At 64.2% G+C, this 21982-nt stretch carries 25 protein-coding genes; 13 read left to right on the top strand and 12 right to left on the bottom strand.

The annotated features are described in order from the left end of the window. Nucleotides 1-74: 74 nt before the first annotated feature. Nucleotides 75-974 (top strand): DMT family transporter, encoded by a 900-nt coding sequence (locus tag QZ497_RS15965; RefSeq protein WP_295476706.1) that lies wholly within the window; start codon nt 75-77, stop codon nt 972-974. Between the two features lie 68 nt (nt 975-1042). On the opposite strand, the gene QZ497_RS15960 is transcribed toward QZ497_RS15965, so the two are convergent. The 3 genes from QZ497_RS15960 to QZ497_RS15950 form a co-directional block, all read right to left on the bottom strand. Then, the gene (locus tag QZ497_RS15960) at nt 1043-1546 is read right to left on the bottom strand and encodes a GNAT family N-acetyltransferase (RefSeq protein WP_295476699.1); all 504 of its coding nucleotides are present in this window, start codon (nt 1544-1546) and stop codon (nt 1043-1045) included. A 128-nt stretch (nt 1547-1674) separates the two neighbouring features. Further along, nucleotides 1675-2277 carry a TetR/AcrR family transcriptional regulator gene (locus QZ497_RS15955; RefSeq protein ID WP_295476698.1) on the bottom strand — a complete coding sequence of 201 codons (603 nt, stop codon included), beginning with the start codon at nt 2275-2277 and terminating at the stop codon, nt 1675-1677. A 55-nt stretch (nt 2278-2332) separates the two neighbouring features. Then, nucleotides 2333-2914, bottom strand: coding sequence for an NAD(P)H-dependent oxidoreductase (locus QZ497_RS15950; protein ID WP_295476697.1), 582 nt, complete (start codon nt 2912-2914; stop codon nt 2333-2335). A gap of 196 nt (nt 2915-3110) precedes the next feature. Between QZ497_RS15950 and QZ497_RS15945 the strand changes: the two genes are divergently transcribed. Beyond that, nucleotides 3111-4460, top strand: coding sequence for a mechanosensitive ion channel family protein (locus tag QZ497_RS15945; RefSeq protein ID WP_295476696.1), 1350 nt, complete (start codon nt 3111-3113; stop codon nt 4458-4460). A gap of 30 nt (nt 4461-4490) precedes the next feature. Here QZ497_RS15945 and QZ497_RS15940 read toward each other — a convergent pair whose 3' ends face one another. From QZ497_RS15940 to QZ497_RS15930, 3 genes are all read right to left on the bottom strand, one after another. After that, complete coding sequence (locus tag QZ497_RS15940; protein WP_295476705.1) at nt 4491-5294, bottom strand: helix-turn-helix transcriptional regulator; 804 nt, start codon at nt 5292-5294, stop codon at nt 4491-4493. 137 nt (nt 5295-5431) lie between these two features. Continuing rightward, nucleotides 5432-6664: an ethanolamine utilization protein EutH gene (gene eutH, locus QZ497_RS15935; RefSeq protein WP_295476695.1), complete on the bottom strand. Its 1233-nt coding sequence runs from the start codon at nt 6662-6664 to the stop codon at nt 5432-5434. Nucleotides 6665-6746: 82 nt separating this feature from the next. Continuing rightward, entirely contained in the window at nt 6747-7511 is a 765-nt protein-coding gene (locus QZ497_RS15930) for an SDR family NAD(P)-dependent oxidoreductase (RefSeq protein WP_295476694.1), read from the bottom strand. Nucleotides 7512-7794: 283 nt separating this feature from the next. On the opposite strand from QZ497_RS15930, the gene QZ497_RS15925 reads away from it, so the two are divergent. After that, entirely contained in the window at nt 7795-8226 is a 432-nt protein-coding gene (locus QZ497_RS15925; protein WP_295476693.1) for a hypothetical protein, read from the top strand. A gap of 128 nt (nt 8227-8354) precedes the next feature. Here QZ497_RS15925 and QZ497_RS15920 read toward each other — a convergent pair whose 3' ends face one another. Further along, nucleotides 8355-9299 (bottom strand): GlxA family transcriptional regulator, encoded by a 945-nt coding sequence (locus QZ497_RS15920; RefSeq protein WP_295476692.1) that lies wholly within the window; start codon nt 9297-9299, stop codon nt 8355-8357. 107 nt (nt 9300-9406) lie between these two features. Between QZ497_RS15920 and QZ497_RS15915 the strand changes: the two genes are divergently transcribed. The 3 genes from QZ497_RS15915 to QZ497_RS15905 are packed head-to-tail and all read left to right on the top strand — an operon-like array spanning nt 9407 to nt 11536. Then, entirely contained in the window at nt 9407-10204 is a 798-nt protein-coding gene (locus QZ497_RS15915) for an SDR family oxidoreductase (protein ID WP_295476691.1), read from the top strand. A 20-nt stretch (nt 10205-10224) separates the two neighbouring features. After that, nucleotides 10225-10989 (top strand): SDR family NAD(P)-dependent oxidoreductase, encoded by a 765-nt coding sequence (locus QZ497_RS15910; protein ID WP_295476690.1) that lies wholly within the window; start codon nt 10225-10227, stop codon nt 10987-10989. Between the two features lie 28 nt (nt 10990-11017). After that, nucleotides 11018-11536, top strand: coding sequence for a carboxymuconolactone decarboxylase family protein (locus tag QZ497_RS15905; RefSeq protein WP_295476689.1), 519 nt, complete (start codon nt 11018-11020; stop codon nt 11534-11536). Nucleotides 11537-12091: 555 nt separating this feature from the next. Here the strand turns inward: QZ497_RS15905 and QZ497_RS15900 are convergent. Continuing rightward, nucleotides 12092-12397 carry a helix-turn-helix domain-containing protein gene (locus QZ497_RS15900; protein ID WP_295476688.1) on the bottom strand — a complete coding sequence of 102 codons (306 nt, stop codon included), beginning with the start codon at nt 12395-12397 and terminating at the stop codon, nt 12092-12094. 90 nt (nt 12398-12487) lie between these two features. Here QZ497_RS15900 and QZ497_RS15895 point away from each other — a divergent pair, with 90 nt between their 5' ends. After that, nucleotides 12488-13579, top strand: coding sequence for an NADH:flavin oxidoreductase/NADH oxidase (locus QZ497_RS15895; protein WP_295476687.1), 1092 nt, complete (start codon nt 12488-12490; stop codon nt 13577-13579). A 6-nt stretch (nt 13580-13585) separates the two neighbouring features. Here the strand turns inward: QZ497_RS15895 and QZ497_RS15890 are convergent, their stop codons facing one another. Then, complete coding sequence (locus tag QZ497_RS15890) at nt 13586-14455, bottom strand: carboxylate/amino acid/amine transporter (protein ID WP_295476686.1); 870 nt, start codon at nt 14453-14455, stop codon at nt 13586-13588. A 303-nt stretch (nt 14456-14758) separates the two neighbouring features. Continuing rightward, nucleotides 14759-15358 carry an FMN-dependent NADH-azoreductase gene (locus QZ497_RS15885; RefSeq protein WP_295476685.1) on the bottom strand — a complete coding sequence of 200 codons (600 nt, stop codon included), beginning with the start codon at nt 15356-15358 and terminating at the stop codon, nt 14759-14761. A gap of 32 nt (nt 15359-15390) precedes the next feature. On the opposite strand from QZ497_RS15885, the gene QZ497_RS15880 reads away from it, so the two are divergent. Continuing rightward, the gene (locus QZ497_RS15880) at nt 15391-15528 is read left to right on the top strand and encodes a hypothetical protein (RefSeq protein WP_295476684.1); all 138 of its coding nucleotides are present in this window, start codon (nt 15391-15393) and stop codon (nt 15526-15528) included. A gap of 21 nt (nt 15529-15549) precedes the next feature. On the opposite strand, the gene QZ497_RS15875 is transcribed toward QZ497_RS15880, so the two are convergent. Further along, on the bottom strand, nt 15550-15867 hold the full coding sequence (locus tag QZ497_RS15875; protein WP_295476683.1) for a 3-phosphoglycerate kinase: 318 nt from the start codon (nt 15865-15867) through the stop codon (nt 15550-15552). Between the two features lie 60 nt (nt 15868-15927). Here QZ497_RS15875 and QZ497_RS15870 point away from each other — a divergent pair, with 60 nt between their 5' ends. From QZ497_RS15870 to QZ497_RS15855, 4 genes are all read left to right on the top strand, one after another. After that, entirely contained in the window at nt 15928-16851 is a 924-nt protein-coding gene (locus QZ497_RS15870) for a LysR family transcriptional regulator (RefSeq protein WP_295476682.1), read from the top strand. Nucleotides 16852-16863: 12 nt separating this feature from the next. Beyond that, on the top strand, nt 16864-17667 hold the full coding sequence (locus QZ497_RS15865) for an alpha/beta hydrolase (RefSeq protein ID WP_295476681.1): 804 nt from the start codon (nt 16864-16866) through the stop codon (nt 17665-17667). A gap of 93 nt (nt 17668-17760) precedes the next feature. Continuing rightward, nucleotides 17761-18324, top strand: coding sequence for a peptidylprolyl isomerase (locus QZ497_RS15860; RefSeq protein WP_295476680.1), 564 nt, complete (start codon nt 17761-17763; stop codon nt 18322-18324). 88 nt (nt 18325-18412) lie between these two features. Further along, nucleotides 18413-20245 carry an ABC transporter ATP-binding protein gene (locus QZ497_RS15855; RefSeq protein ID WP_295476679.1) on the top strand — a complete coding sequence of 611 codons (1833 nt, stop codon included), beginning with the start codon at nt 18413-18415 and terminating at the stop codon, nt 20243-20245. Here QZ497_RS15855 and QZ497_RS15850 read toward each other — a convergent pair. Continuing rightward, complete coding sequence (locus QZ497_RS15850; RefSeq protein WP_295476678.1) at nt 20242-21366, bottom strand: GNAT family N-acetyltransferase; 1125 nt, start codon at nt 21364-21366, stop codon at nt 20242-20244. The genes QZ497_RS15855 and QZ497_RS15850 overlap by 4 nt on opposite strands. A 141-nt stretch (nt 21367-21507) precedes the next feature. Here QZ497_RS15850 and QZ497_RS15845 point away from each other — a divergent pair. Beyond that, a partial coding sequence (locus tag QZ497_RS15845) for a LysR family transcriptional regulator (protein ID WP_295476677.1) occupies nt 21508-21982 on the top strand: 475 nt, incomplete at its 3' end.

Below are 21982 nucleotides of genomic sequence, written 5' to 3'. Positions count from 1 at the left end.
TCCATGACAATTTTTTGATTGTGCCGATAGTGCTGCCTAGCATGAGCGCTTCGCAAGCCACCGAGCACCTCGCCATGTCTTCCGCCTCTCCCCTGCACCGCCCGACCCCTGCACTGCCGATGGCCGGCTGGCTCAACGGCCTGCTCGGGGTGATCATCTTCAGCGGCTCGTTGCCGGCCACCCGGGTCGCGGTGGCGCAGTTCGAGCCGCTGTTTCTCACCAGCGCCAGGGCCAGCCTGGCCGGCCTGCTGGCCCTCGCGCTGCTGGGGCTGTTCAGGCAGCCGCGACCGACCCGTGAGCAACTGCTGCCCCTGGCGGTGGTGGCCGCCGGGGTGGTGGTGGGCTTTCCGCTGCTCACCGCCCTGGCCCTGCAACATGTCACCTCCGCCCACAGCATCGTGTTCGTCGGCCTGCTGCCGCTGGCCACCGCGCTGTTCGGCGTGCTGCGTTGCGGTGAACGCCCGCGTGCGGCCTTCTGGCTGTGTTCGGTGCTGGGCAGCCTGATGGTGGCCGGCTACGCCATGGCTCAAGGCCTGAGCGCCAACCTGACGGGCGACCTGCTGATGCTGCTGGCGATCCTCGCCTGCGGCCTGGGCTATGCCGAAGGCGCGCGCTTGTCGCACAGCCTGGGCGGCTGGCAGGTCATCAGTTGGGCCTTGGTGCTGGCCTTGCCGGTCATGCTGGTGGCGAGCCTGTGCAACCTGCCGGCAGCCGGCTTCGCTGCCATCCAGACGCCGGCCTGGGCCGCTCTGGGTTACGTGTCGATATTCAGCATGCTGGTGGGCTTCGTGTTCTGGTATCGCGGCCTGGCCCAGGGCGGCGTGGCAGCCGTAGGCCAGTTGCAGCTGTTGCAGCCGTTCTTCGGCCTGGCCCTGGCCGCCGGCTTGCTGGGTGAGCCGGTCAGCCTGGGCATGCTCGGCGTCACCCTGGTGGTGATTGTCTGCGTGGCGGGGGCCAAACGCTTTTCTCGCTAGTGGGTTGGCGCCGTAGGACCGGCTTCAGCCGGGAACCCGTTCGGCGTGGCTGAAGCAGCTGAACGCGATCAATGGGTGACGCGGGTCACCAGGTAATTGATCAGCTCCGGGTCATCGTCCAGGTCGATGGCCCTTGCCGGGCGCGGCAGGTCTTGCATGACCTTGCTCCAGAACGCCTCGGCGGCCTCGTCCTGGATGGAGTAACGCACCAGCCAGTTCTCGTGACCGCTCATCAGCACCTGCCCCATCAGCGCCCGGCCGATACCCCGCCGACGGTACTTCTTGAGGATAAACAGGTCGGCCAGTTCCAGGGCATCGATGCCCGGCAGCTCGCTGCGCTCGACCAGCAGAAAGCCGGCCACCTCGCCATCGACCAGCAGCAGGCTGGCGCTCCAGTCCGGTTCCTGCCAGTAGCGCACCAGGTGTTCTTCGTGGATGTAGTAGCGACCGTCCATCTCCACGTCCTGCTGCTCCCAGTCCGACGACTCGTAGGCATAGAACTGGTAGAGGTTGCGGATCAGCTCGATCTGCTCGGGGGCGGTGGGGATCAGCTCGACAGTGAGGTCGGTCATGAGCGGCCTCCACGGGTCGATGAACGAAGGCGAAGCGATACAAGCCAGGGCATGCGGATCTCAGAAGCAATGAAACAGGGGCGCTATTGTTAACAAAACCGGACAGATGGCAACCACTGCGCAGCGATTCACTGCGTGCGGCGCACCATGTCGATAATCAGTCGGTACAACTCCTCGACCGCCTGCGCCTCGCTGATCTCGCCTTCCACCGCCACCAGCGCCAGGCTGTCGGCGGCGCCGAGCAGCGCCCACAGCGTCGCCAGACCGAGGCCCGGCGTACCGGTGAAGGGCGCCAGTACCTGGCGGCATTTGTCGATGTAGCTGCGCTGGCATTGCTTGCGCAGCTCGGCCAGCTCGCTGGAACCACTCAAGGCCGCCAGCACCTCGGGAATTTCCCGCCCCTCGCTGAGCACGCAGGCGATGTAGCTGGCGGCGATGGCCCGAGCCTTGCCCTCCAGGGTCGCCGCACCGGCAGCCATGGCCTGGTCGATGATCGCGTTCTGGCGGTTCTCGTAATCCTGGTACAGGGCCGCCAACAGCCCGTGGCGGGTACCGAAGTGCTCATAGACGGTCGGCTTGGTGATGCCGGCAGCCTCGGCCAGGCGGCCCAGGCTCAGGGCATCGGTGCCCTCCTCGGCAATCAGTTGCCAGGCCACCTGCAGCAGTTGCGCATAACGCTCTTCGCGGGTCATGCGCTTGCGCGGTGCGGTACGGGAAACGTCGTTGGGCATGGCGGTCGCGGGCTCCTGCAAAAGCTGAGTCGGGCAGCATACGGCGCTTGCCGGCTCAGGCAAACACCTGCTGGCCGATACGCCGTGCGGTGGCCAGCGCCGTATCGGGAAAACCCGCCTCCGGGTGCAACAGCAATTCCGAGCTGCGCACCGGGGCGCCAACGTAGTCGAAGATGCCGTGGTCGATCTGCGTGCGCATCGCCGCGAAATAGCCATGCCGGGCAAAGGTGCGCAGGTTTGCGCCGCCCACGGCCAGTAGGTGCACATCGAGGTGGCCGAGCTTCTTCTCCAGGCTGCCATCTGGTCGCTCCGCGTAAGCCCACCCCGAGGTGAACACGCGGTCGATCCAACCCTTGAGAATGGCCGGGAACGACCACCAGTAAATGGGGTAGACCAGCACCAAGGCATCAGCGCGATCCAGGCGGCGCTGCTCGGCGAGCACGTCGTCGGGCAAGGCCACACCGCCGCGAAACAGCGCCAGGTCGGCGGCGCCGAAACGCGGGTCGAAGCCCTCCTCGCACAGATCCGCCCGTTCGACTTGATGCCCGGCCTCGACGATGGCACGAGCGACTTCACCGGCGGCGGCATGGGTGAAAGAGCCTTGGTCAGGGTGAGCGACAACGATGAGCGCTTGCATGGGAGAACTCCTGGCAGAACGGCCAGAGGCGGCCGCTTTAGATACCAACCGTAGGTTACTTTTAGTATCTTGTAAACGCCTGCCCGCCTGAAGGGTGCCGGACGGTTTTGCACGCTGTAACGGCACCCGCCTGTCATCTGTCATGCATGAATGCTCTAATGGCCCGCTCATTCACGCAGAGGACCCGCCCCCCGCAATGGATACCAAGACTCTCATGCTCCGCTTCGATGAACTCTTGGGCATGCTGGACAAACACCCCTGGGTGCAGGCCAGCCTGTCTCTGCTGTTGCTGCTGGTCGCCGCCCTGGTGCTCGGCCGCCTGGCGCGCTTCGTGCTGCTCTACGCGATGAAGGCCCTGGGCCGCCAGCACGCCCTGCAGTGGCTCAACGACCTGCGCCACAACAAGGTCTTTCACCGCCTGGCGCAGATGACGCCTTCGCTGGTGATCCAGTTCGGCCTGAACCTGGTGCCGGTGATCAGCGCCGCCGGCAAGAACCTGCTCGGCAACATCGCCATGGCCTTCACCATCCTGTTCATGACCCTGGCCATCGGCGCGCTGCTCAATGCCCTGCTGGACATCTACGCGCGCACCATTCACGCCCGGACCCGCTCGATCAAGGGCTACGTGCAACTGGCGAAGATGATCCTGTACATCTTCGCCACGATCATCATCATCGCCACCCTGATCGACCGCTCGCCGCTGTTGCTGCTCTCCGGTCTGGGTGCCATGTCGGCGGTCATCCTGCTGGTCTACAAGGACACCCTGCTGTCGTTCGTCGCCAGTGTGCAGCTGACCAGCAACGACATGCTGCGCGTCGGCGACTGGATCGAAATGCCCCAGGTCGGTGCCGACGGCGACGTGGTGGACATCACCCTGCACACCGTCAAGGTGCAGAACTTCGACAAGACCATCGTCTCCATCCCCACCTGGCGCCTGATGTCCGAGAGCTTCCGCAACTACCGCGGCATGCAGCAGTCCGGCGGCCGGCGCATCAAGCGCAGCCTGTTCATCGACGTCAGCGGCATCCGCTTTCTCACCGACGAAGAAGAACAGCGCCTCTCCGGCGTCAAGCTGCTCACCGAGTACATGTCGCGCAAACAGGCCGAACTCAAGGCCTGGAACCAGGCCCAGGGCAACGTCGCGGCGCTGTCGGCCAACCGTCGGCGCATGACCAACGTCGGCACCTTCCGCGCCTACGCCCTCGCCTACCTGAAGAACCACGCCGAAGTGCACCAGGACATGACCTGCATGGTCCGCCAGATGGCCGCCAGCGAACACGGCGTGCCCCTGGAAATCTACTGCTTCACCCGCACCACCGTGTGGGCCGACTACGAACGCATTCAGGGCGACATCTTCGACTACCTGCTCTCGGTATTGCCGGAGTTCGGCCTGAGCCTGTACCAGCAGCCCAGTGGCGCGGACATGCGCATGGGCCTGGCCGGCCGGGAGCCGGCGCAGGGTGGGTTGGCGTTGCCAGCGGTGAAGGAGGTGGAGAAGCCTCACGCGGAACCGGTACAGCGGCTGACCAGCGACAACCCGGCATGACCACCGTTACCTGCCCCTCTGTACCTGAAGTCAGGCCAGCCGCGTCAGGTAATCGATGAACAGGCGGAACAGATCGGCATTGTTGGAGATCTCCAGCCGCTGGTAGATATTGTGCTTGTGCACCTTCACGGTCCCTTCCGAAATGCCCAGCAGCGCCGCAATCGAGGCGCTGCTGTGGCCTTGCAGGATCAGCTTGGCGATGTAGCGCTGTGCCTCAGTCAGCTGTCCTTGCAGGATGTCCATGAACGCATCTTCAGAGCGCGCATCGCTGGTCTCGGCGTAGGCGAAACTATCGCCATGTCGAACCCGGCCATGCAGCTCCAACAGGGCGTGCACTACCGGCGTCAATGCCTCGAGGGTTTGCATTTCCTCGGTACTGAAGGGCCCGTCGCCAAGGTTGCGCATCAACGAGTAGACCAAGGCCACCCGCGGTTGCAGCGGCACGATGAAACCGATCTCTTCGACCAGCGTGCCATGTTCGGAAGACACACAGGGATGGATGTCCGGGGAGATGGAAAACCCCGATGAGAAGAAGCAGTCCGGCGCCAGCTCACTCATACGCCACAGCCCGCCAGGATGGTCGTTGATGCACGCTACGTAGAATGGATCGAGCAGGTAACCGCCGCGCTGGTAGGCAGCAAGGGTGCGCTCCGGCACCGAACGGTTGTAACCGTTGTGTACCAGCAACGCCGGATGATTGAAGCGAAACAGGTAGACGCAGCTCATGTCGAAATCGACCCGCTGCCGCAGCGCACGATCCAGGGCCTGCCCCAGCTGATCGGTGCCCACAGCGCTGATCAGCGCGGCCAGGTCTCGAGCATCGTCGGCGTTCATGCGTGCCATTCAGGTGTCCAGAGTGAATGCCCCATCGGTGGGCAAGATAACCCAAAACCGAAGCCGCCAGCGCAGGGCTGCCGGGAGTGCATGACAGACGGGAACCCGGCTGGAGGCGCCGGGTTCCGCTGCAGCGCTCAAGACAGGCTAGGTGTCGCGCTGAAGCGCTGCTGCTGTTCGTCCTGACGCCCAAGCTCAATAGCCTTGGGAACCGCGAGCCACCAAGCAAGCGCCATGCCCAGCACGCCGCCCGTCAACTTGCCGATGATCAGGGGCAGGATCACCGAAGGTTGGAAGTTCGCCGAGTAGGCCAGATGATCACCGAAGGTGAACGCTGCGCACACCGCGAATGCCACGACCAGTACCTTGTCCTTGGGTGGCATGTCGGCGAGCAGACGGAACATCGCCAGAATGTTCGCCGAGGCCGCGAGCATGCCCGCTGCGCCGACCGGTGACAGCCCTACCCGTGCGGCGACTCGTTCAATGGGACGCGACAGGTAGCGCTTGATCAGCCAAACCATGGGAAAGGCACCGCAGAGCATGATGCTCACGTAGCCGGCAATCTCCAGCGCACGCATCTGGTCCTCCTTGTCGGCGATGATCGGCGCGAAGCCCCAACTGCCGAAGGTCGAGCTGAAGAAGGTGGTGAAGTATTCGACGATCGAAGCCACCAGCACCAGCGTCACCAGGGCGTACATCAACTGCCCGAGCTTGAGGAATATCGCCACCATCAGATTCGGCAGGTAGCGCAGCGCAGCAGCCAGCGCACAGCAGAACAGGATCAGCGGCATGAGGTTCTGCACCAGCCCCAGGAAAGTGAAGTGCAACACCTGAGTCGGCGCGCCAATGGTGGCGATGTCGGGCCTCACGCCCAAGTCCATGCCCTGCATCAGCAGGGCGATCAGAATGATGCTCACCGGAATACTCAGAAGCCCGGCCATGATGCCCAGGGCCATGTATTTATGGTCGCGCTTATCGAGCATTGCCAGACCTACCGGAATCACGAAGATCACCGTCGAACCGCACTGGAAGCCAGTGATCAAGCCGACGATCCAGCCTTCGGGACTGCTCGACAGCGCCTGGGCCAGCTGATAGCCGCCCAGGTCGGCGGCGATAAAGATCGGACCGGCAATACCTGCGTCGGCGCCCATGGCCTGGAAAAGCGGCGCGATGAACAGACTGATGAATTGCGAGATATAGGGAATCGCCGCCATGATTCCGGCCACTGGCAGGAAGATCGGTCCTATGCTGTTGATGCCGGCGCTGAACTCCTTACCGAGCTCCGATTCCGGGTTGTAGATGGACGCGATGGCGCCGATCACGGCGCAGACCATGATCAGGTAGATGACGTAGGTGCCGATGTTTTCCATTGCTGCCTCTGTCTTTTGTAAGTGTTTGTTTTTGGCAGAATTTTCAATGCAGGGGTAAAGCTTTTATTGTTTTGCGCGCCTATCAGAGCGCGGTGTAGCCGTTGTCGACGAACAGGTGGGTGCCGTTGACGAAGCTGGCCTCGTCACTGGCCAGGAAAAGCGCCGCGGCAGCCACTTCAGCGGGATCGCAGAGACGCCCCTGCATGCTGGCGATGGCCTGCTCCGAAACGTCCACACCGTGTCCCTGCAGCAGTTCGATTTCACGTCGACCATGGGCCGTACCGATGAAGCCCGGACACACGGCATTGCTACGAATATTGCGGTCGCGGTACTCCACGGCGATGGCGCGGGCGAACATGTGACAAGCGCCCTTGGTGGTGCAGTACGCCACTTCCATCGGCGTGCCGACCACTGCGGAGATCGACGAGGTACAGACGATACTGCCGCCACCGGCCGCGATCATGCCGGGTAGCACGGCCTGGGTAACCAGAAACATGCCCTTGACGTTGATGCCCATCAGGCGATCCCAGTCCGCTTCGCTGGTCTCTAGAAACGGGCCGGCCGCGATGGTACCTGCATGGTTCATCAATACCGTGATGGCCCCGAAACGCGCCTCGGCCTGCGCCACCGCCTGCCGAACCTGCTCGCGGGACGAGACATCGGCAGGAAAGAACCAGGCGTCGCCGCCGGCTTCGTTGATGCGCGCCGCAACCGCCTCGCCGTCACTGCGCGGCAGATCCATGATTGCCACCTTGGCGCCTTCGCAGGCGAAGAGCTCCGAAGCGGCCAAGCCGCAGCCACCTGCACCACCGGTGATGAGTGCGACCTTGCCTTGCAAACGACCCATGAGTGGTCTCCTGTCGTATATGTAACCCGAGGTTTCTGCCGACAACCTAGGGCTACCCGCCGCCAGCGTCCATATACCGAGGGATATACGAATCAATAACAAATTGAAAAATAAGATCTTTTTTCATAATTCGGTCGCTTTTTGAACCGCTGGCGAGCGCCGCCAAGCCCTGTCTGTAGCCGCAAACGAGCGCCAATCCGCAGGCGACCACCCGTCGCCCCGACCGCACGACCTTCCTCCCCTGGAGGCCGAACCCATGGTGATCAAGAAAAGGAGTCTCACCATGAAATTGATTCGACCTCACCAACTGGCCCTGGCGCTGTGCCTGGGCGCGATTGCGCCGCTAAGCCTGGCGGCGACCAATGTGGATGGCACCACCACCAGCCCGAGCGGCACCAGCGCCAACCCCGGCACCATGCAAGGTGGCGGTGGCAATCCGGGCGGGGCCACCAACCCCGGCAGTAATACCGGCAGCCCAGGCGGTACGTCGGGCGGCATGGGGACCGGCACCGGCAGCGACACCAGCACCGGCAACGCTACCGGTGCAGGCAGTGCCGGCCCTGGTGGCGCCAGCGGTGCGGGCGGCGCGCCGAATGGCGGTGCGGGCGGTGGCGGTAATAGCGGCACCGGCTCAGGTGGTACAGGCGGCGGTACCGGAGGTGCTGGCGGTGGTGCTGGTGGAGCCGGTGGCGGCGGTGGTGGCGGCGGCAGTTGATCCTCGCCTCAAGGCCGCCCCGCTAGACCGTTGCAGCGAGCTTGCTCGCGATGGTTGCCTCACGTACGCGACACAGCAGTACGTTGGCGACCCTTTCGCGAGCAAGCTCGCTCCTGCAGGTTGAAGAATCAGCTGACCCGCCTGGCATCCCGGCGAATCGCGGCAGGCGCCACGCCAAAGCCGCGCATGAACACTTCACGCATGTGCCGGCGATCGCGGAATCCGTTCTGCCGGGCCACTTCTTCCAGGCTGTGCCGGGTCTGCTCGATCATCAGCCGGGCACCTTCCAGCCGCAGCTTTTCGATCGCCTTGGCAGGTGGCTGGCCGGTCTCGGCGGTGAATACCCGGGTGAACTGGCGTGGGCTGAGGTGCGCCACTTCGGCGAGTTCTTCGACGCTCAAAGGTCGGCTCAGGTGCTGGCGGGCGTATTCCAGCGCACTCTGAATACGGTCGGACTTGGCCGACAGGGTCAGCAGTTCCGAATGCTGCGACTGCCCACCGGAACGGCGCTGGTGCATCACCAGGCGATGCGCCACCGAGCGCGCCAAGTCGGCGCCCAGGTCCTTCTCGACCATGCCCAGGGCCATGTCCAGCGCGGCAGTCATGCCGGCAGAGGTCCATACCGGGCCATCGACGATGAAGATCCGATCATCTTCAACCGCCACCTGCGGATAGCGCTCGCGCATGGCTCGGGCGAACGACCAGTGCGTGGTCGCACGACGACGGTCCAGCGCACCGGCAGCGGCGAGAATGAACCCGCCGGTGCACACGCCCGCGACACGCCGTGCCTGCTGCATGAAGCCGCGCACGCTGTTGAGTACCTCTTCGCTGGCCGGCGTCAGGGGCGTCAGGGTTCCGACCACCATCCAGGTGTCGGCCAGCCCGGCAGCCTCCAGCGGCTGGGTGTCGATGCACAGGCCCAGGGACGAGCGCACGGTGCCGCCGCCCACCGAAAAGTTCTGCACCCGATAGACCGGCTCACCGGCCACCAGATTGGCGAATTCGAAAACGGATTGGGTGGCCAGGGACATGACCTGGAAACCCTCGGTAATCAGGTAGCCGACTCGATGCATGATGAAGCCCTAAAAGTGACGTCTTGAAAAACTACCTTATACGTCATTTGAGACACAGCGTTTTTTTCGCATCATGGCGCCAGTCCCCACCACTGGAGCCTCACACCATGACGACCGCACACCATGGCACTGCCCTCATCACCGGCGCTTCCACCGGCATCGGCGCACTCTACGCCGAGCGCCTGGCCCGCCGCGGCTACGACCTGATCCTGGTGGCACGCAACCGCGAACGCCTCAATGAACTGGCCATGCGCCTGACCAGCGAGACCCGCCGCAACGTCGAGGTGGTCGCCGCCGACCTCGGCAACTCCAACGAGCTGGCCAGCGTCGAACGCAAGTTGCGCGAAGACGCCAGCATCACCCTGCTGGTCAACAACGCCGGCATCGGCACCCACACCCCGCTGCTGGGCAGCGACGTGGAGCGCATGGGCGAGATGATCGCGCTCAACGTCACCGCCCTGACCCGCCTGACCTACGCTGCCGTGCCCGGCTTCGTCGCCCGCCAGCAGGGCGCGATCATCAACATTTCGTCCATCGTCAGCCTGGCGCCGGAACTGCTCAACGGCGTGTATGGCGCCAGCAAGGCCTATGTCACCGCCTTCACCCGCTCGCTGCACCGCGAGCTGAGCGAGCAAGGCGTTCGTATCCAGGCGGTGCTGCCCGGTGCCACCGCCACCGACTTCTGGGCCACCGGCGGGCTGCCCGTGGAAAACCTCGACCCGGCCATCGTCATGGCGGCCCCCGACCTGGTCGACGCCGCGCTGCAGGACTTCGATGCCGGGGTGTTGTTTTCCATTCCGTCGATGCACGACCTGGAACCCTTCGAAGCCTTCGAATCCAGCCGCCAGGCGCTGCTGCCGCAGCTGTCCAGCAACCGCCTTGCCCCCCGCTACAACCCCAACTGATCACTGACAGGAGTACCACCATGAAACTCAGCGCCAACACCATTTTCATCACCGGCGGCACCTCCGGCATCGGTCGCGCCCTGGCCGAAGCCTTCCACCAGCGTGGCAACCAGGTGATCATCGCCGGCCGCCGCCAGGCCCTGCTCGACGAGATCGCCCGCGCCAACCCCGGCATGGATACCGTGCAGCTGGACATCAACGACGCGGCGCAGATCAAGCTCGTGGCCCAAGAGGTGATCCGTCGCCACCCCACGCTGAACGTGATCATCAACAACGCCGGGATCATGCCTTTCGACAACCCGGCCTCCGGTGAGCTGGACGACGAACAGGCAGTCGGCCTGCTACAGACCAACCTGCTGGGGCCTGTGCGGGTCAGCGCGGCCTTCGTCGAACACCTCAAGCAGCAGCCCGAGGCCTACATCATCAACAACAGCTCTGTGCTGGCCTACCTGCCGCTGGCCGCCACCGCGCTGTACTCGGCGACCAAGGCGGCCATCCACTCCTACACGCTGTCGCAACGCTTCGTCCTGCGTGACAGCAGCGTCAAGGTGCTGGAAATCGCCCCGCCGTGGGTGGACACCGACCTGATCCACAAGAGCGGTGACGAGCGTGCCATGCCACTGGACGAATTCATCACCGAGACCCTGGCCAAGCTGGAAACCGCCACCACCGAAGTTCTGGTCGACCGTGTGTTGCCCCTGCGCGCCAACCAGGGGGCGAACGAGCATGAACTGATCCACCAGTTCAACCTGTCGCTGGTCGACAACCCGATTCCTGTGGCCTGAACGGTCCGTCTTTCAAGGAGATTCCCCCATGCCCCGTCTCACTGCACTGCCTATCGACCAGGCGCCTGCCGCCGCCCGCCCTGCCTTGCAAGGCGTAGAGAAAGGCCTGGGCTTCTTGCCCAACGCCTTCGCCACCCTGGCCCACTCCCCGGCCGCGCTCAATGGTTACCTCGCTCTGGCGCAGGCCATGGGCAAGAGCAGCCTCAGCGTCGCCGAACGTGAAGTCGTGGCGCTGGCGGCCTCGCAAGTCAACGGTTGCGATTACTGCCTGGCCGCACACAGCCACTTTGGCGCCAAGGCGGGCCTGGATGCCGAGGCCATTGCCGCGGCCCGCGCTGGCAACCTGGACGCCGTCGCGGCACTGGCCCGCGCGGTGACGCTGGAACGCGGTCAGATCAGCGATGAGCAACTGCACGCGGCGCGTCAGGCAGGCCTGGATGACGCACGGATCGTCGAGGTGGTCGCCCAGGTCGCCCTGCTGACCCTGACCAATTACCTGAACAACCTGGCCCGCACCGCAATCGACTTCCCGCCGGCAACCCACTGAACACCAGACCGCAATAAGCCGTCCTGCCCGCGCAGCCGAATGCTGCCCGGGCGGGCGCTTGCGTTTGGGGGAGATGCACCCTGACGGTGCAGAAATGGCGCAGCCTGCGCAAGACGCGGGGTACGGGACCTGGGCCCTGTACCCCGCGAGTACCGATTGACGCGGCTCAGCGCGTGCCAGGCACGGCTGACCCGGCTCGATCGCCTAGGGCACCACGCAGGCACAAGCAAGGCACATGCCGGGTAGCGTCAATACGATCGACAGGCTTTAGCCGCAATACTGTTCGATTAAGCGCCTTGCGGCTTTGTGGGAGCTTGCTCGCGAGAAGCGGGCAAAGTCGCTGAATTTGCTGTGAACGTGACGCCGCCTTCGCGAGCAAGCTCGCTCCCACGGTCTAACTGAACTGTATTGGCTTTAGCCGCAATACAGTTCAGTTAGTCATTATGTGGCCGGTGGGAGCGGCTTTAGCCGCGAAAGCACCAGGAAATTCACTGCATCTGTTGTGAACCGGCGGTCGCTTCGCGGCTGAAGCCGCCGCTCCCCGAGGCGTATGCGTCAGGTCTGTTTGTGGGCCAGGATCGCGTCCAGCAGGCCGGGAAACTGCTGGTTCATGTCGGCCAGGCGCAGGGAGTTCATGTGTGTGGTGCCGACGTTGCGGGTATGCACCAGGCCGGCATCACGCAGCACCCGAAAGTGATGGGACATGCTGGATTTCGGACGGCCGCCGTCGAGTTCGCCGCAGCTGGCCTCTTCGACCCGGGCCAGGCAACGCACGATCTCCATGCGCACCGGATCGCTCAGCGCGTAGAGCACGCGCTCGAGGATGAAGTTTTCGGGTGTGGGATGTTTGAAGCCTCTCATGGGGCGGCATGATAACGGGGGGGTTCAATGTTCGCCATACTTCGAATACTATCGAACTATCGTATTAACCCGTCCGTACTGGAGTCGTGTATGTCTGCACTGTTCGAACCCTTCCGTCTCAAGGACGTCACCCTGCGCAATCGCATCGCCATTCCGCCGATGTGCCAATACTCCGCCGAAGAAGGCCTGATCAACGACTGGCACCACGTGCACCTGGCCAGCATGGCCCGTGGCGGCGCCGGCCTAGTGGTGGTGGAAGCCACCGCCGTGGCCCCGGAAGGCCGCATCACCCCCGGCTGCACCGGCATATGGACCGACGAACAGGCCCAGGCGTTCGTTCCCGTGGTGCAGGCCATCAAGGCTGCCGGTGCTGTGCCGGGTATCCAGATTGCCCACGCCGGTCGCAAGGCCAGCGCCAACCGTCCCTGGGAAGGCGACGACCACATTGCCAGCGATGACCCGCGTGGCTGGGAAACCATTGCCCCGTCAGCCATCGCCTTCGGCCACCACCTGCCGAAAGTGCCGCGCGCCATGACCCTGGACGACATCCAGCGGGTCAAGCAGAACTTCGTGGATGCAGCGCGCCGCGCGCGTGACGCCGGCTTCGAATGGATCGAGTTGCACTTCGCCCACGGTTACCTGGGCCAGAGCTTCTTCTCCGAGCACAGCAACCAGCGCACCGACGCCTATGGTGGCAGCTTCGACAACCGCAGCCGCTTCCTGCTGGAAACCCTGGCGGCAGTGCGTGAGGTGTGGCCGGAGAACCTGCCGCTGACCGCGCGCTTCGGGGTTATCGAATACGACGGTCGCGACGAGCAGACCCTGGCCGAGTCCATCGAACTGGCGCGGCGCTTCAAGGCCGGCGGCCTGGACCTGCTGAGTGTCAGCATCGGCTTCACCATTGCCGAGACCGAGATTCCATGGGGGCCGGCGTTCCTCGGCCCGATCGCCGAGCAGGTACGCCGCGAGGCGGACATTCCAGTGACTTCGGCCTGGGGCTTCGGCGACCCGCAACTGGCCCAGGCCGCCGTGCAGAACGGCCAGCTGGACTTGGTATCGATAGGCCGTGCGCACCTGGCCGACCCGCACTGGGCGTACTTTGCCGCCAAGCAGCTGGGCGTGGACAAAGCCTCCTGGACCCTGCCCGCCCCTTACGCGCACTGGCTCGAACGCTACCGCTGATGCACCTCAGCCCGCCGTGAGGCCTTCACGGCGGGCTCCGAGGCGACCGATCCAGATCGACGCGACGATCACCAGCCCTCCTACCAGCAACCTGCCCAGGTCCTCGTGACGGTTCCAGATCAGCAGGTTGATCAGCAAGCCCAACGGCACGTGCAGGTTGCCCATCGCTGCCAGGGTGCCCACCGGCACCAGGCACGCGCCCTTGTTCCACCAGTACATCGCCAGCGCGGTGGAGCACAGGCCGAGGAACACCAGCACCAGCCACTGCTGCGGCGCATCCGGCAGGCGCTGCGGATTGCCGAAGGCCAGAAACGCCGGCAGCACGATCAACAACGCCCCGACGAAGAAGTAGCCGAAACGCCGATAGTCCGGCAGGTCGCTGGGGTAGCGCGCGGTCAAGTGACGGTACAGCACCTGCCCGGCGGCATAAGTGAAATTGGCCAATTGCAGCAGCAGGAAGCCGCCCAGGTAATCGCCATCCAGCCCGTCGTAGCGGATCACCCCGGCGCCCAGCACCGCCACCACCGCAGCCAGCAATGCCCAAGGGTTGAAACGTCGGTTCAGCGCATCTTCGATGAGGGTCACATGCAACGGGGTGAGGATGGTGAACAGCAGCACCTCGGGCACGGTCAGCACCCGGAAGCTCAGGTACAGGCACACATAGGTGATACCGAACTGCAGCGCGCCAATCAGCAACATGCCGCGCATGAACCCCGGCTCGACCTGGCGCCAGCGCGTCAGGGGAATGAACACCAGACCGGCCAGCAGCACACGAATCAGCACCGCCAGGTAACTGTCGACATGACCGGCCAGATAGACACCGATCAGGCTGAAGGAAAACGCCTGGATCAGCGTAACGATAAGTAGATAGTTCATGCAGGCCCCCAATTGAACGGAGGCGACCTTAGCGGTTCGTGCGCGGCGCTGTCCATAACACTGTCATGGCTAGCAGCTTCAACCGCCAAAGCCCTACCACCGCCATCCCGGCTGAAGCCGGTCCCACCCGTTCGTGCCGTCACCGCTGTGAGTTCATCCGGTAGGCGCGGCTTCGGCCGCGAACCGGTATTCCAGAATGGCGCGCACAAAAGAAACCCGGCAGCGCGGAGCAGCGCTTGCCGGGTCGGCGCCCACCCAGGGGCGCGAACGGGAAGAGAGAGCGTGAAGCGGGTAATGCAATGGTCAGGCGATCTCGGCCAGCTGCGCCTGGGCCTGGCTCAGGCCCTTGGCGCTGAATTCCTCACCCATGTTCAAGCCTTCGGCGTGCACGAAGGTCACGTCGTGGATACCGATGAAGCCCAGCACCTGGCGCACGTAGGGTTCCTGATGGTCCATGGCGCCGCCGGTGTACAGGCCGCCACGGGCGGTCAGCACGATGGCACGCTTGCCGGTCAGCAGGCCCTGCGGGCCGGTTTCACCGTACTTGAAGGTCACGCCGGCACGCAGCACATGGTCGAACCAGGCCTTGAGGGTGCTGGGGATGGCGAAGTTGTACATGGGGGCGCCCAGTACCAGGACATCGGCGGCCAGCAGCTCGTCGGTCAGCACGTTGGAGCGCTCCAGCGCGGCCTGCTCGGTGGTGCTGCGCTGCTCGTCGGGCTTCATCCAGCCGCCCAGCAGGGTGGCGTCCAGGTGCGGCACAGGGTCCAGCGCCAGGTCACGCACGGTGAGGGTGTCGGCCGGGTGAGCGGTTTTCCACTGCTCGATGAACTGGCGGGTGAGCTGGCGCGACACCGAGCCTTCCTGACGGGCGCTGCTTTCGACGATCAATACGCGGGACATGTTCTACTCCATCTGTTCGAGGGCGGCTCGGCATGCGTCAGGGGGAAGCCATTCAGGCGTTTCACCCGCTGCGCAGCCTGGAAGCCGGCGGCGTTGAGTTGATGGAGGCTACTTTAATCATCGAATCGATCATGAAAAAGCGCAAAAATCTGCTTCGATCCATCGAATAATCAGGTCAATTGGTTTAGGCTTCAGCTCGCTGGCTCGCACTCGAGCTTGATGCGCAACTTGATGATGCTGCGAGTGAACTTCGCCACCACGTCCAGGCTTTCCCCGGCCTTGACCTGCACGCGGCGCAGGCGCGGCGCCTCGGGGCCGTTGTTGAACTCCACCCGGCAGCTTGCGTCGACCTGGCCGTAGTTGTTCAGGGTGATGGAGCCGGTGTCATGAAAGGTGTCGTGGCTGCGGTAGTCCACCTGCACCCCCGGCGTGCGCTTTTGCACCTCGATCGGGTACGCCAGCGCCACGCTCGGCAGCAAGGCCAGCAACAGATAACAGGTCCGCTTCATCGGCAGTCTCCGCAGGGGAATGTGATGAGCGGACGATAGCCCTCTCTGGAGAATCCGTCGATGAAAGCCCCCCGCGTGACCCTGGACCAATGGCGTACCCTGCAGGCCGTGGTCGACCACGGCGGCTTCGCCCAGGCCGCCGACGCCATGCACCGCTCGCAGTCGTCGGTCAGCTACACCGTGGCGCGCATGCAGGAACAGCTCGGCGTACCGCTGCTGCGCATCGACGGGCGCAAGGCGGTGCTCACCGAGGCCGGCGAAGTGCTGCTGCGCCGCTCGCGCCAGCTGATCAAACAGGCCAGCCAGCTGGAAGACCTCGCCCACCACATGGAACAGGGCTGGGAAGCCGAGGTACGCCTGGTGGTGGATGCCGCCTACCCCACCGCACGCATCGTGCGCGCCCTTACCGCGTTCATGCCGCAGAGCCGCGGCTGCCGGGTGCGCCTGCGCGAAGAGGTGTTGTCCGGGGTCGAGGAAGTGCTGCTCGAAGGCATGGCTGACCTGGCGATCAGCAGCCTGAACATCGCCGGCCACCTGGGCACCGAAATCAGCACCGTGGAATTCGTCGCCGTGGCCCACCCTGAACATGCCCTGCACAAGCTCAACCGCGAGCTGACTTTCCAGGACCTGGAAACCCAGCTGCAGGTGGTAATCCGCGACTCCGGGCGCCAGCAACCCCGCGACGTCGGCTGGCTGGGCGCAGAGCAACGCTGGACGGTGGGCAGCCTGGGCACGGCCGCCACCTTCATCAGCAGCGGCCTGGGCTTCGGCTGGCTGCCCCGGCACATGATCCTGCGCGAGCTGCGCGAAGGTGTGCTGAAGCCTCTGCCGCTGGAAAAAGGTGGCAGCCGCAGCCCGGCGTTCTATCTTTTCTCCTCCAAGGACAAGCCGATGGGCCCGGCGACGCAGATTCTCATCGAGCTGATCCGCAACTTCGACACCGCGCCGCTGGATGCGCCCTTCGCGGCGCCCCCCCAAGCCTGACAGGAGTCACGCATGGCTTTTTTCGAACATGACGGCTGTTCGCTGCACTATCAGGAATATGGCCAGCAGGCCGCCGGCCAGGGCGCGCCGATCCTCCTGCTGCACGGCCTGGGTTCCAGCGGCCAGGACTGGGAATACCAGATTCCGGTACTGGCCGCTCGGCACCGGGTCATCACCCTCGACCTGCGCGGCCACGGCCGCTCCGACAAACCCCGCGAGCGCTACAGCATCAAGGGTTTTGCCGCCGATGTCGAAGCGCTGATCGAGCACCTGCACCTGGGACCGGTGCATCTGGTGGGCCTGTCGATGGGCGGCATGGTCGGCTTCCAGCTGGCGGTGGACCAGCCACAGCTGCTCAAGAGCCTGTGCATCGTCAACAGCGGCCCGCAGGTCAAGGTGCGCAGCCTCAACGACCTGTGGCAGTGGCTGCGGCGCTGGAGCCTGGCGCGGCTGCTGAGCATGCAGGCCCTCGGCCAGGCCTTGGGCAAGCTGCTGTTCCCGCGCCCCGACCAGGCCGAACTGCGCCACAAGATCAGCGAGCGCTGGGCGCGCAACGACAAGCGCGCCTACCTGGCCAGCTTCGACGCCATCGTCGGCTGGGGCGTGCAGGAGCGCCTGGGGCGCATCGCCTGTCCGACCCTGGTGGTCGCCGCCGACCGCGACTACACACCCGTGGCGCTCAAGCAGGCCTACGTTAAGCTGATTCCCGGCGCCCGCCTGGTGGTCATCGACAACTCGCGCCACGCCACGCCGCTGGACCAGCCCGAAGCCTTCAACCGCACGTTGCTGGAATTCATCGAGGCACAGCCGGTCTGAACCCCGGCAAGCAGGCCACACTGGTTTCACCCGAGCGGCTGTGGTTTCCTACCCGGCCACCGTCGTAACCATTACCGAAGGACCTTCCGGACCATGTTCAAGAACCTCGCTCTCGCCGCCTGCACCGTGCTGTTCTCGGCCAACCTGCTGGCTGCGGACGCCAAGAAGACCCACGTCGTGCTCGACACCAGCTTCGGCCAGATCGAACTGGAGCTGGCCGACGACAAGGCGCCGATCACGACCAAGAACTTCCTTGCCTACGTCGACAGCGGCTTCTACAGCAACACCATCTTTCACCGCGTGATCCCCGGCTTCATGGTCCAGGGCGGCGGCTTCAACCAGTACCTGGTGCAGAAACCCACCCAGGACCCGATCAAGAACGAAGCCGACAACGGCCTGAACAACGTGCGCGGCACCATCGCCATGGCCCGCACCTCCAGCGTCAACTCGGCGACCAGCCAGTTCTTCATCAACACCAACGACAACGCCATGCTCGACCACGGTGTGCGTGACTTCGGTTACGCCGTGTTCGGCAAGGTGGTCAAGGGCATGGACGTGGTCGACCAGATCGTCAATGCCCGCACCTCCAGCCAGAAAGGCATGCAAGACGTGCCTGTCGACCCGATCCTGATCAAGTCCGCCAAGCGCGTGAACTGATCGGCAGCCGACCTGCCCTGCGGGGCAGGTCGCACGGGACCGTTCGCCACCTTCAAGGAGATCCCGCCACCCGCGGGTACCGGAACCCATGCTTTATCGTCGTTTCGAGCAGTTCATCGACATCTTCCGGGATGACCCCGGCACCGCCCCGCCCAACCGGGTCCTGCCCTTCTACTTGCACTACCTGCGCCAGGTCTGGCCGAGCTTCGCCGCGCTGCTGGTGGTCGGTCTGGTGGTGGCGCTCATTGAGGTGGCGCTGTTCAGCTACCTGAGCCGCATCATCGACCTGACCCAGAACACCCCGCCGGCGCAATTCTTCAGCTTGCACCGCAACGAGCTGATCTGGATGGCCGTGGTCACCCTGTTGCTGCGCCCGGTGTTCGTCGGCCTGCACGACCTGCTGGTGCACCAGACCATCAGCCCGGGAATGACCAGCCTGATCCGCTGGCAGAATCACCGCTACGTGCTCAAGCAGAGCATCAACTTCTTCCAGAACGACTTCGCCGGGCGCATCGCCCAGCGCATCATGCAGACCGGCAACTCGCTGCGCGACTCGGCGGTGCAGGCCATGGATGCCCTGTGGCACGTGCTCATCTACTCACTCAGCGCCCTGGTGCTGTTCGCCGAGGCCGACTGGCGGCTGATGATTCCGCTGGTGCTGTGGATCGGCGCCTACATCCTGGCGCTGATGTACTTCGTGCCGCGGGTCAAGCAACGCTCGGTGCAAGCCTCCGACGCACGCTCCAAGCTGATGGGCCGCATCGTCGACGGCTACACCAACATCACCACCCTCAAGCTGTTCGCCCACAACAACCACGAACAGCGCTATGCCCAGGAAGCCATCCACGAGAGCAATGAGAAGACCCAGCTGGCCGGGCGCGTGGTCACCGCGATGGACACCGCGATCACCACCATGAACGGCCTGCTGATCGCCGGCACCACCGGCCTGGCCCTGTGGTTGTGGACCCAGTCGCTGATCTCCATGGGCGCCATCGCCCTGGCCACCGGCCTGGTGATCCGCATCGTCAACATGTCGGGCTGGATCATGTGGGTGGTCAACGGCATCTTCGAGAACATCGGCACCGTGCAGGACGGCCTGGAAAGCATCTCGCAGCCGGTCGCGGTCACCGACAAGCCCGCTGCCCAGCAGCTGCGCATCACCCAGGGCGGCGTGCGCTTCGATGGCGTGGATTTCCACTACGGCAATGGCAAGGGCATCATCCACGGACTCGACCTGGACATTCGTCCTGGCGAGAAGATCGGCCTGATCGGCCCCTCCGGCGCGGGCAAGTCCACGCTGGTGAACCTGCTGCTGCGCCTCTACGACGTGCAGGCCGGGCGCATTCTCATCGATGGCCAGGACATCGCCGAGGTGACCCAGGAAAGCCTGCGGGCGCAGATCGGCATGATCACCCAGGACACCTCGCTGCTGCACCGCTCCATCCGCGAAAACCTGCTCTACGGACGTCCTGACGCCAGCGATGAGGCGCTGCAACTGGCGATGAAACGCGCCCGCGCCGATGAGTTTATTCCGTTGCTCTCCGACTCGCAGGGCCGCACCGGGCTGGACGCGCACGTCGGCGAACGCGGCGTGAAACTGTCAGGCGGTCAGCGTCAGCGCGTGGCGATAGCCCGTGTGCTGCTGAAGGATGCGCCGATTCTGATCATGGACGAAGCGACCTCGGCGCTCGACTCTGAAGTGGAAGCGGCCATTCAGGAGAGCCTGGAGTCGTTAATGCAGGGCAAAACCGTGATCGCCATTGCACACCGCCTCTCCACCATTGCGAAGATGGATCGGCTGGTGGTGCTGGATAAAGGCGGCATTGCCGAGATGGGCAGCCATCACGAACTGCTGGCAAAAAACGGCCTCTACGCCCGGCTCTGGCAGCATCAGACCGGAGGATTTGTCGGCGTCGATTAATCGCCGCGTCGATAGGGCAAGGCGTCGCGGGCTTCTTCCGCCCAGCCGCGCACGCCTTCCCGCTCCTGCACCAGAAAATCAGCGACAGCATCACGCAGGCCGGGATGCAGCAGATAGTGCCAGGAGCGAGTGATCTGCGGCTCAAAGCCGCGCACCAGCTTGTGTTCACCCTGCGCACCCGCATCGAACCGCGTCAGCCCTTCCTCAATCGCCAGCTCCATTCCCTGATAGAAACAGGTTTCGAAGTGCAGCCGGTCAAACTCCGCCAGGCAGCCCCAGTAGCGGCCGTAGAGCGTCTCGCTGTCCCGCAGATAAAAAGCCATCGCCGCCGGTTGCTGCTGTAAGCGGGCAATGACTACCACTATGTTCTGCGGCATCCGTTCCGCCAGCAGGCTGAAAAAGTCGCGCGTCAGATAGGGCCGCTGACCACGCACTGCATAGGTGTTGGCGTAACAGGTGTAGACAAAATCCCACTGATCTTCGCGTAACTGGTCGCCGCGATAGCGGTCAAACACAAAGCCGCTCTGCGCCACCTGTTCGCGCTCTTTTCGCAGCTGTTTGCGCTTGCGCGACATCAGCGTATCCAGGAAATCCTGAAAATCGCGGTAGCCGCGATTGTGCCAGTGATACTGACAGCCGAGCCGCGACAGCCAGTCGGGCTGATCGGCCAGCAGCTGGTCAGCCTGTGCATCGGTGAAGTTGATATGCGCCCCGCTCAGGCCATGCTGCAGCAGGCTTGCCGGCAGGGCCGACAGCAGTTGTGCGGCGGCCGCAGGCTGCCCCAGCAGGCGCGCGCCGCTGACCGGGCTGAAGGGGATCGCCCCCAGCCATTTCGGGTAGTAGCGGATACCGGCGCGCTGGCTGGCATCCGCCCAGGCGTGATCGAAGACATACTCACCCTGCGAATGGTATTTCTGGTAGCCCGGCAGCGCGGCGCGGGTGACGCCCTTTTCCTGCCACAGCAGATGATCGGGCTGCCAGCCTGACTCAGGCCGGACGCTGCCGCTCTGCTCTAAGGTGAGCAGAAAGGCGTGGCGCAAAAAGGGCTGGTCATCGGGCAACAGTGCATCCCACTCGGCGGCCGGGATGGCTGCCAGTGACGTCAGGTGAATCAGCGACATGAAATACTCCAGACAGCGTCGGGCAGAGCGTCAGTCAAGCAGGTTTTCCGCCGCGGCGAAAGGGTTAAGGCACACAAAGTGAAGGCTGCATCCCCTGCACACAGCCTTTATACTGCGACTTTACCTCTACAGGGCTTCGCGATGGATCGACTCGATTGTGACCGGATGTTTGTCACGGTGCTGGAAACCGGCAGCTTTTCAGCGGCGGCGCTGCGTCTTGGCACCAGCAGCAGTCAGGCCTCCAAGCTGGTATCGAAGCTGGAGCAGCAGCTCGGTGTGCAGCTGTTCAAGCGCAGCACGCGCGCCCTGTCGCCGACCGATGTTGGCCGCAGCTACTATGAGCGGGTAAAACACCTGCTGGATGCCTTTGAGACGCTGGATGCCAGCGTGCGCGAAAGTGCCACCACCCCTACCGGCAGGCTGAAGATCAGCGCCCCCGGCTCCTTCGGCACGGCGGTGCTCTCGCAGGTGCTGGTCGCCTTTGCGCGGCGCTATCCGCTGATTGAACTGGATGTCAGCTTTTCCGATCGGGCGGTCAACATCGTCGATGAGGGCTTCGATATGGCGATCCGGATCGGCAACCTCAGCGACAGCAGCCTGGTGGCCCGCAAGCTGG

It is taken from the genome of uncultured Pseudomonas sp., from assembly GCF_913777995.1.
Lineage (GTDB): Bacteria > Pseudomonadota > Gammaproteobacteria > Pseudomonadales > Pseudomonadaceae > Aquipseudomonas.
Note: the sequence above shows the minus strand (reverse complement) of the source record. Positions and strands in the feature narration are given on the sequence as shown.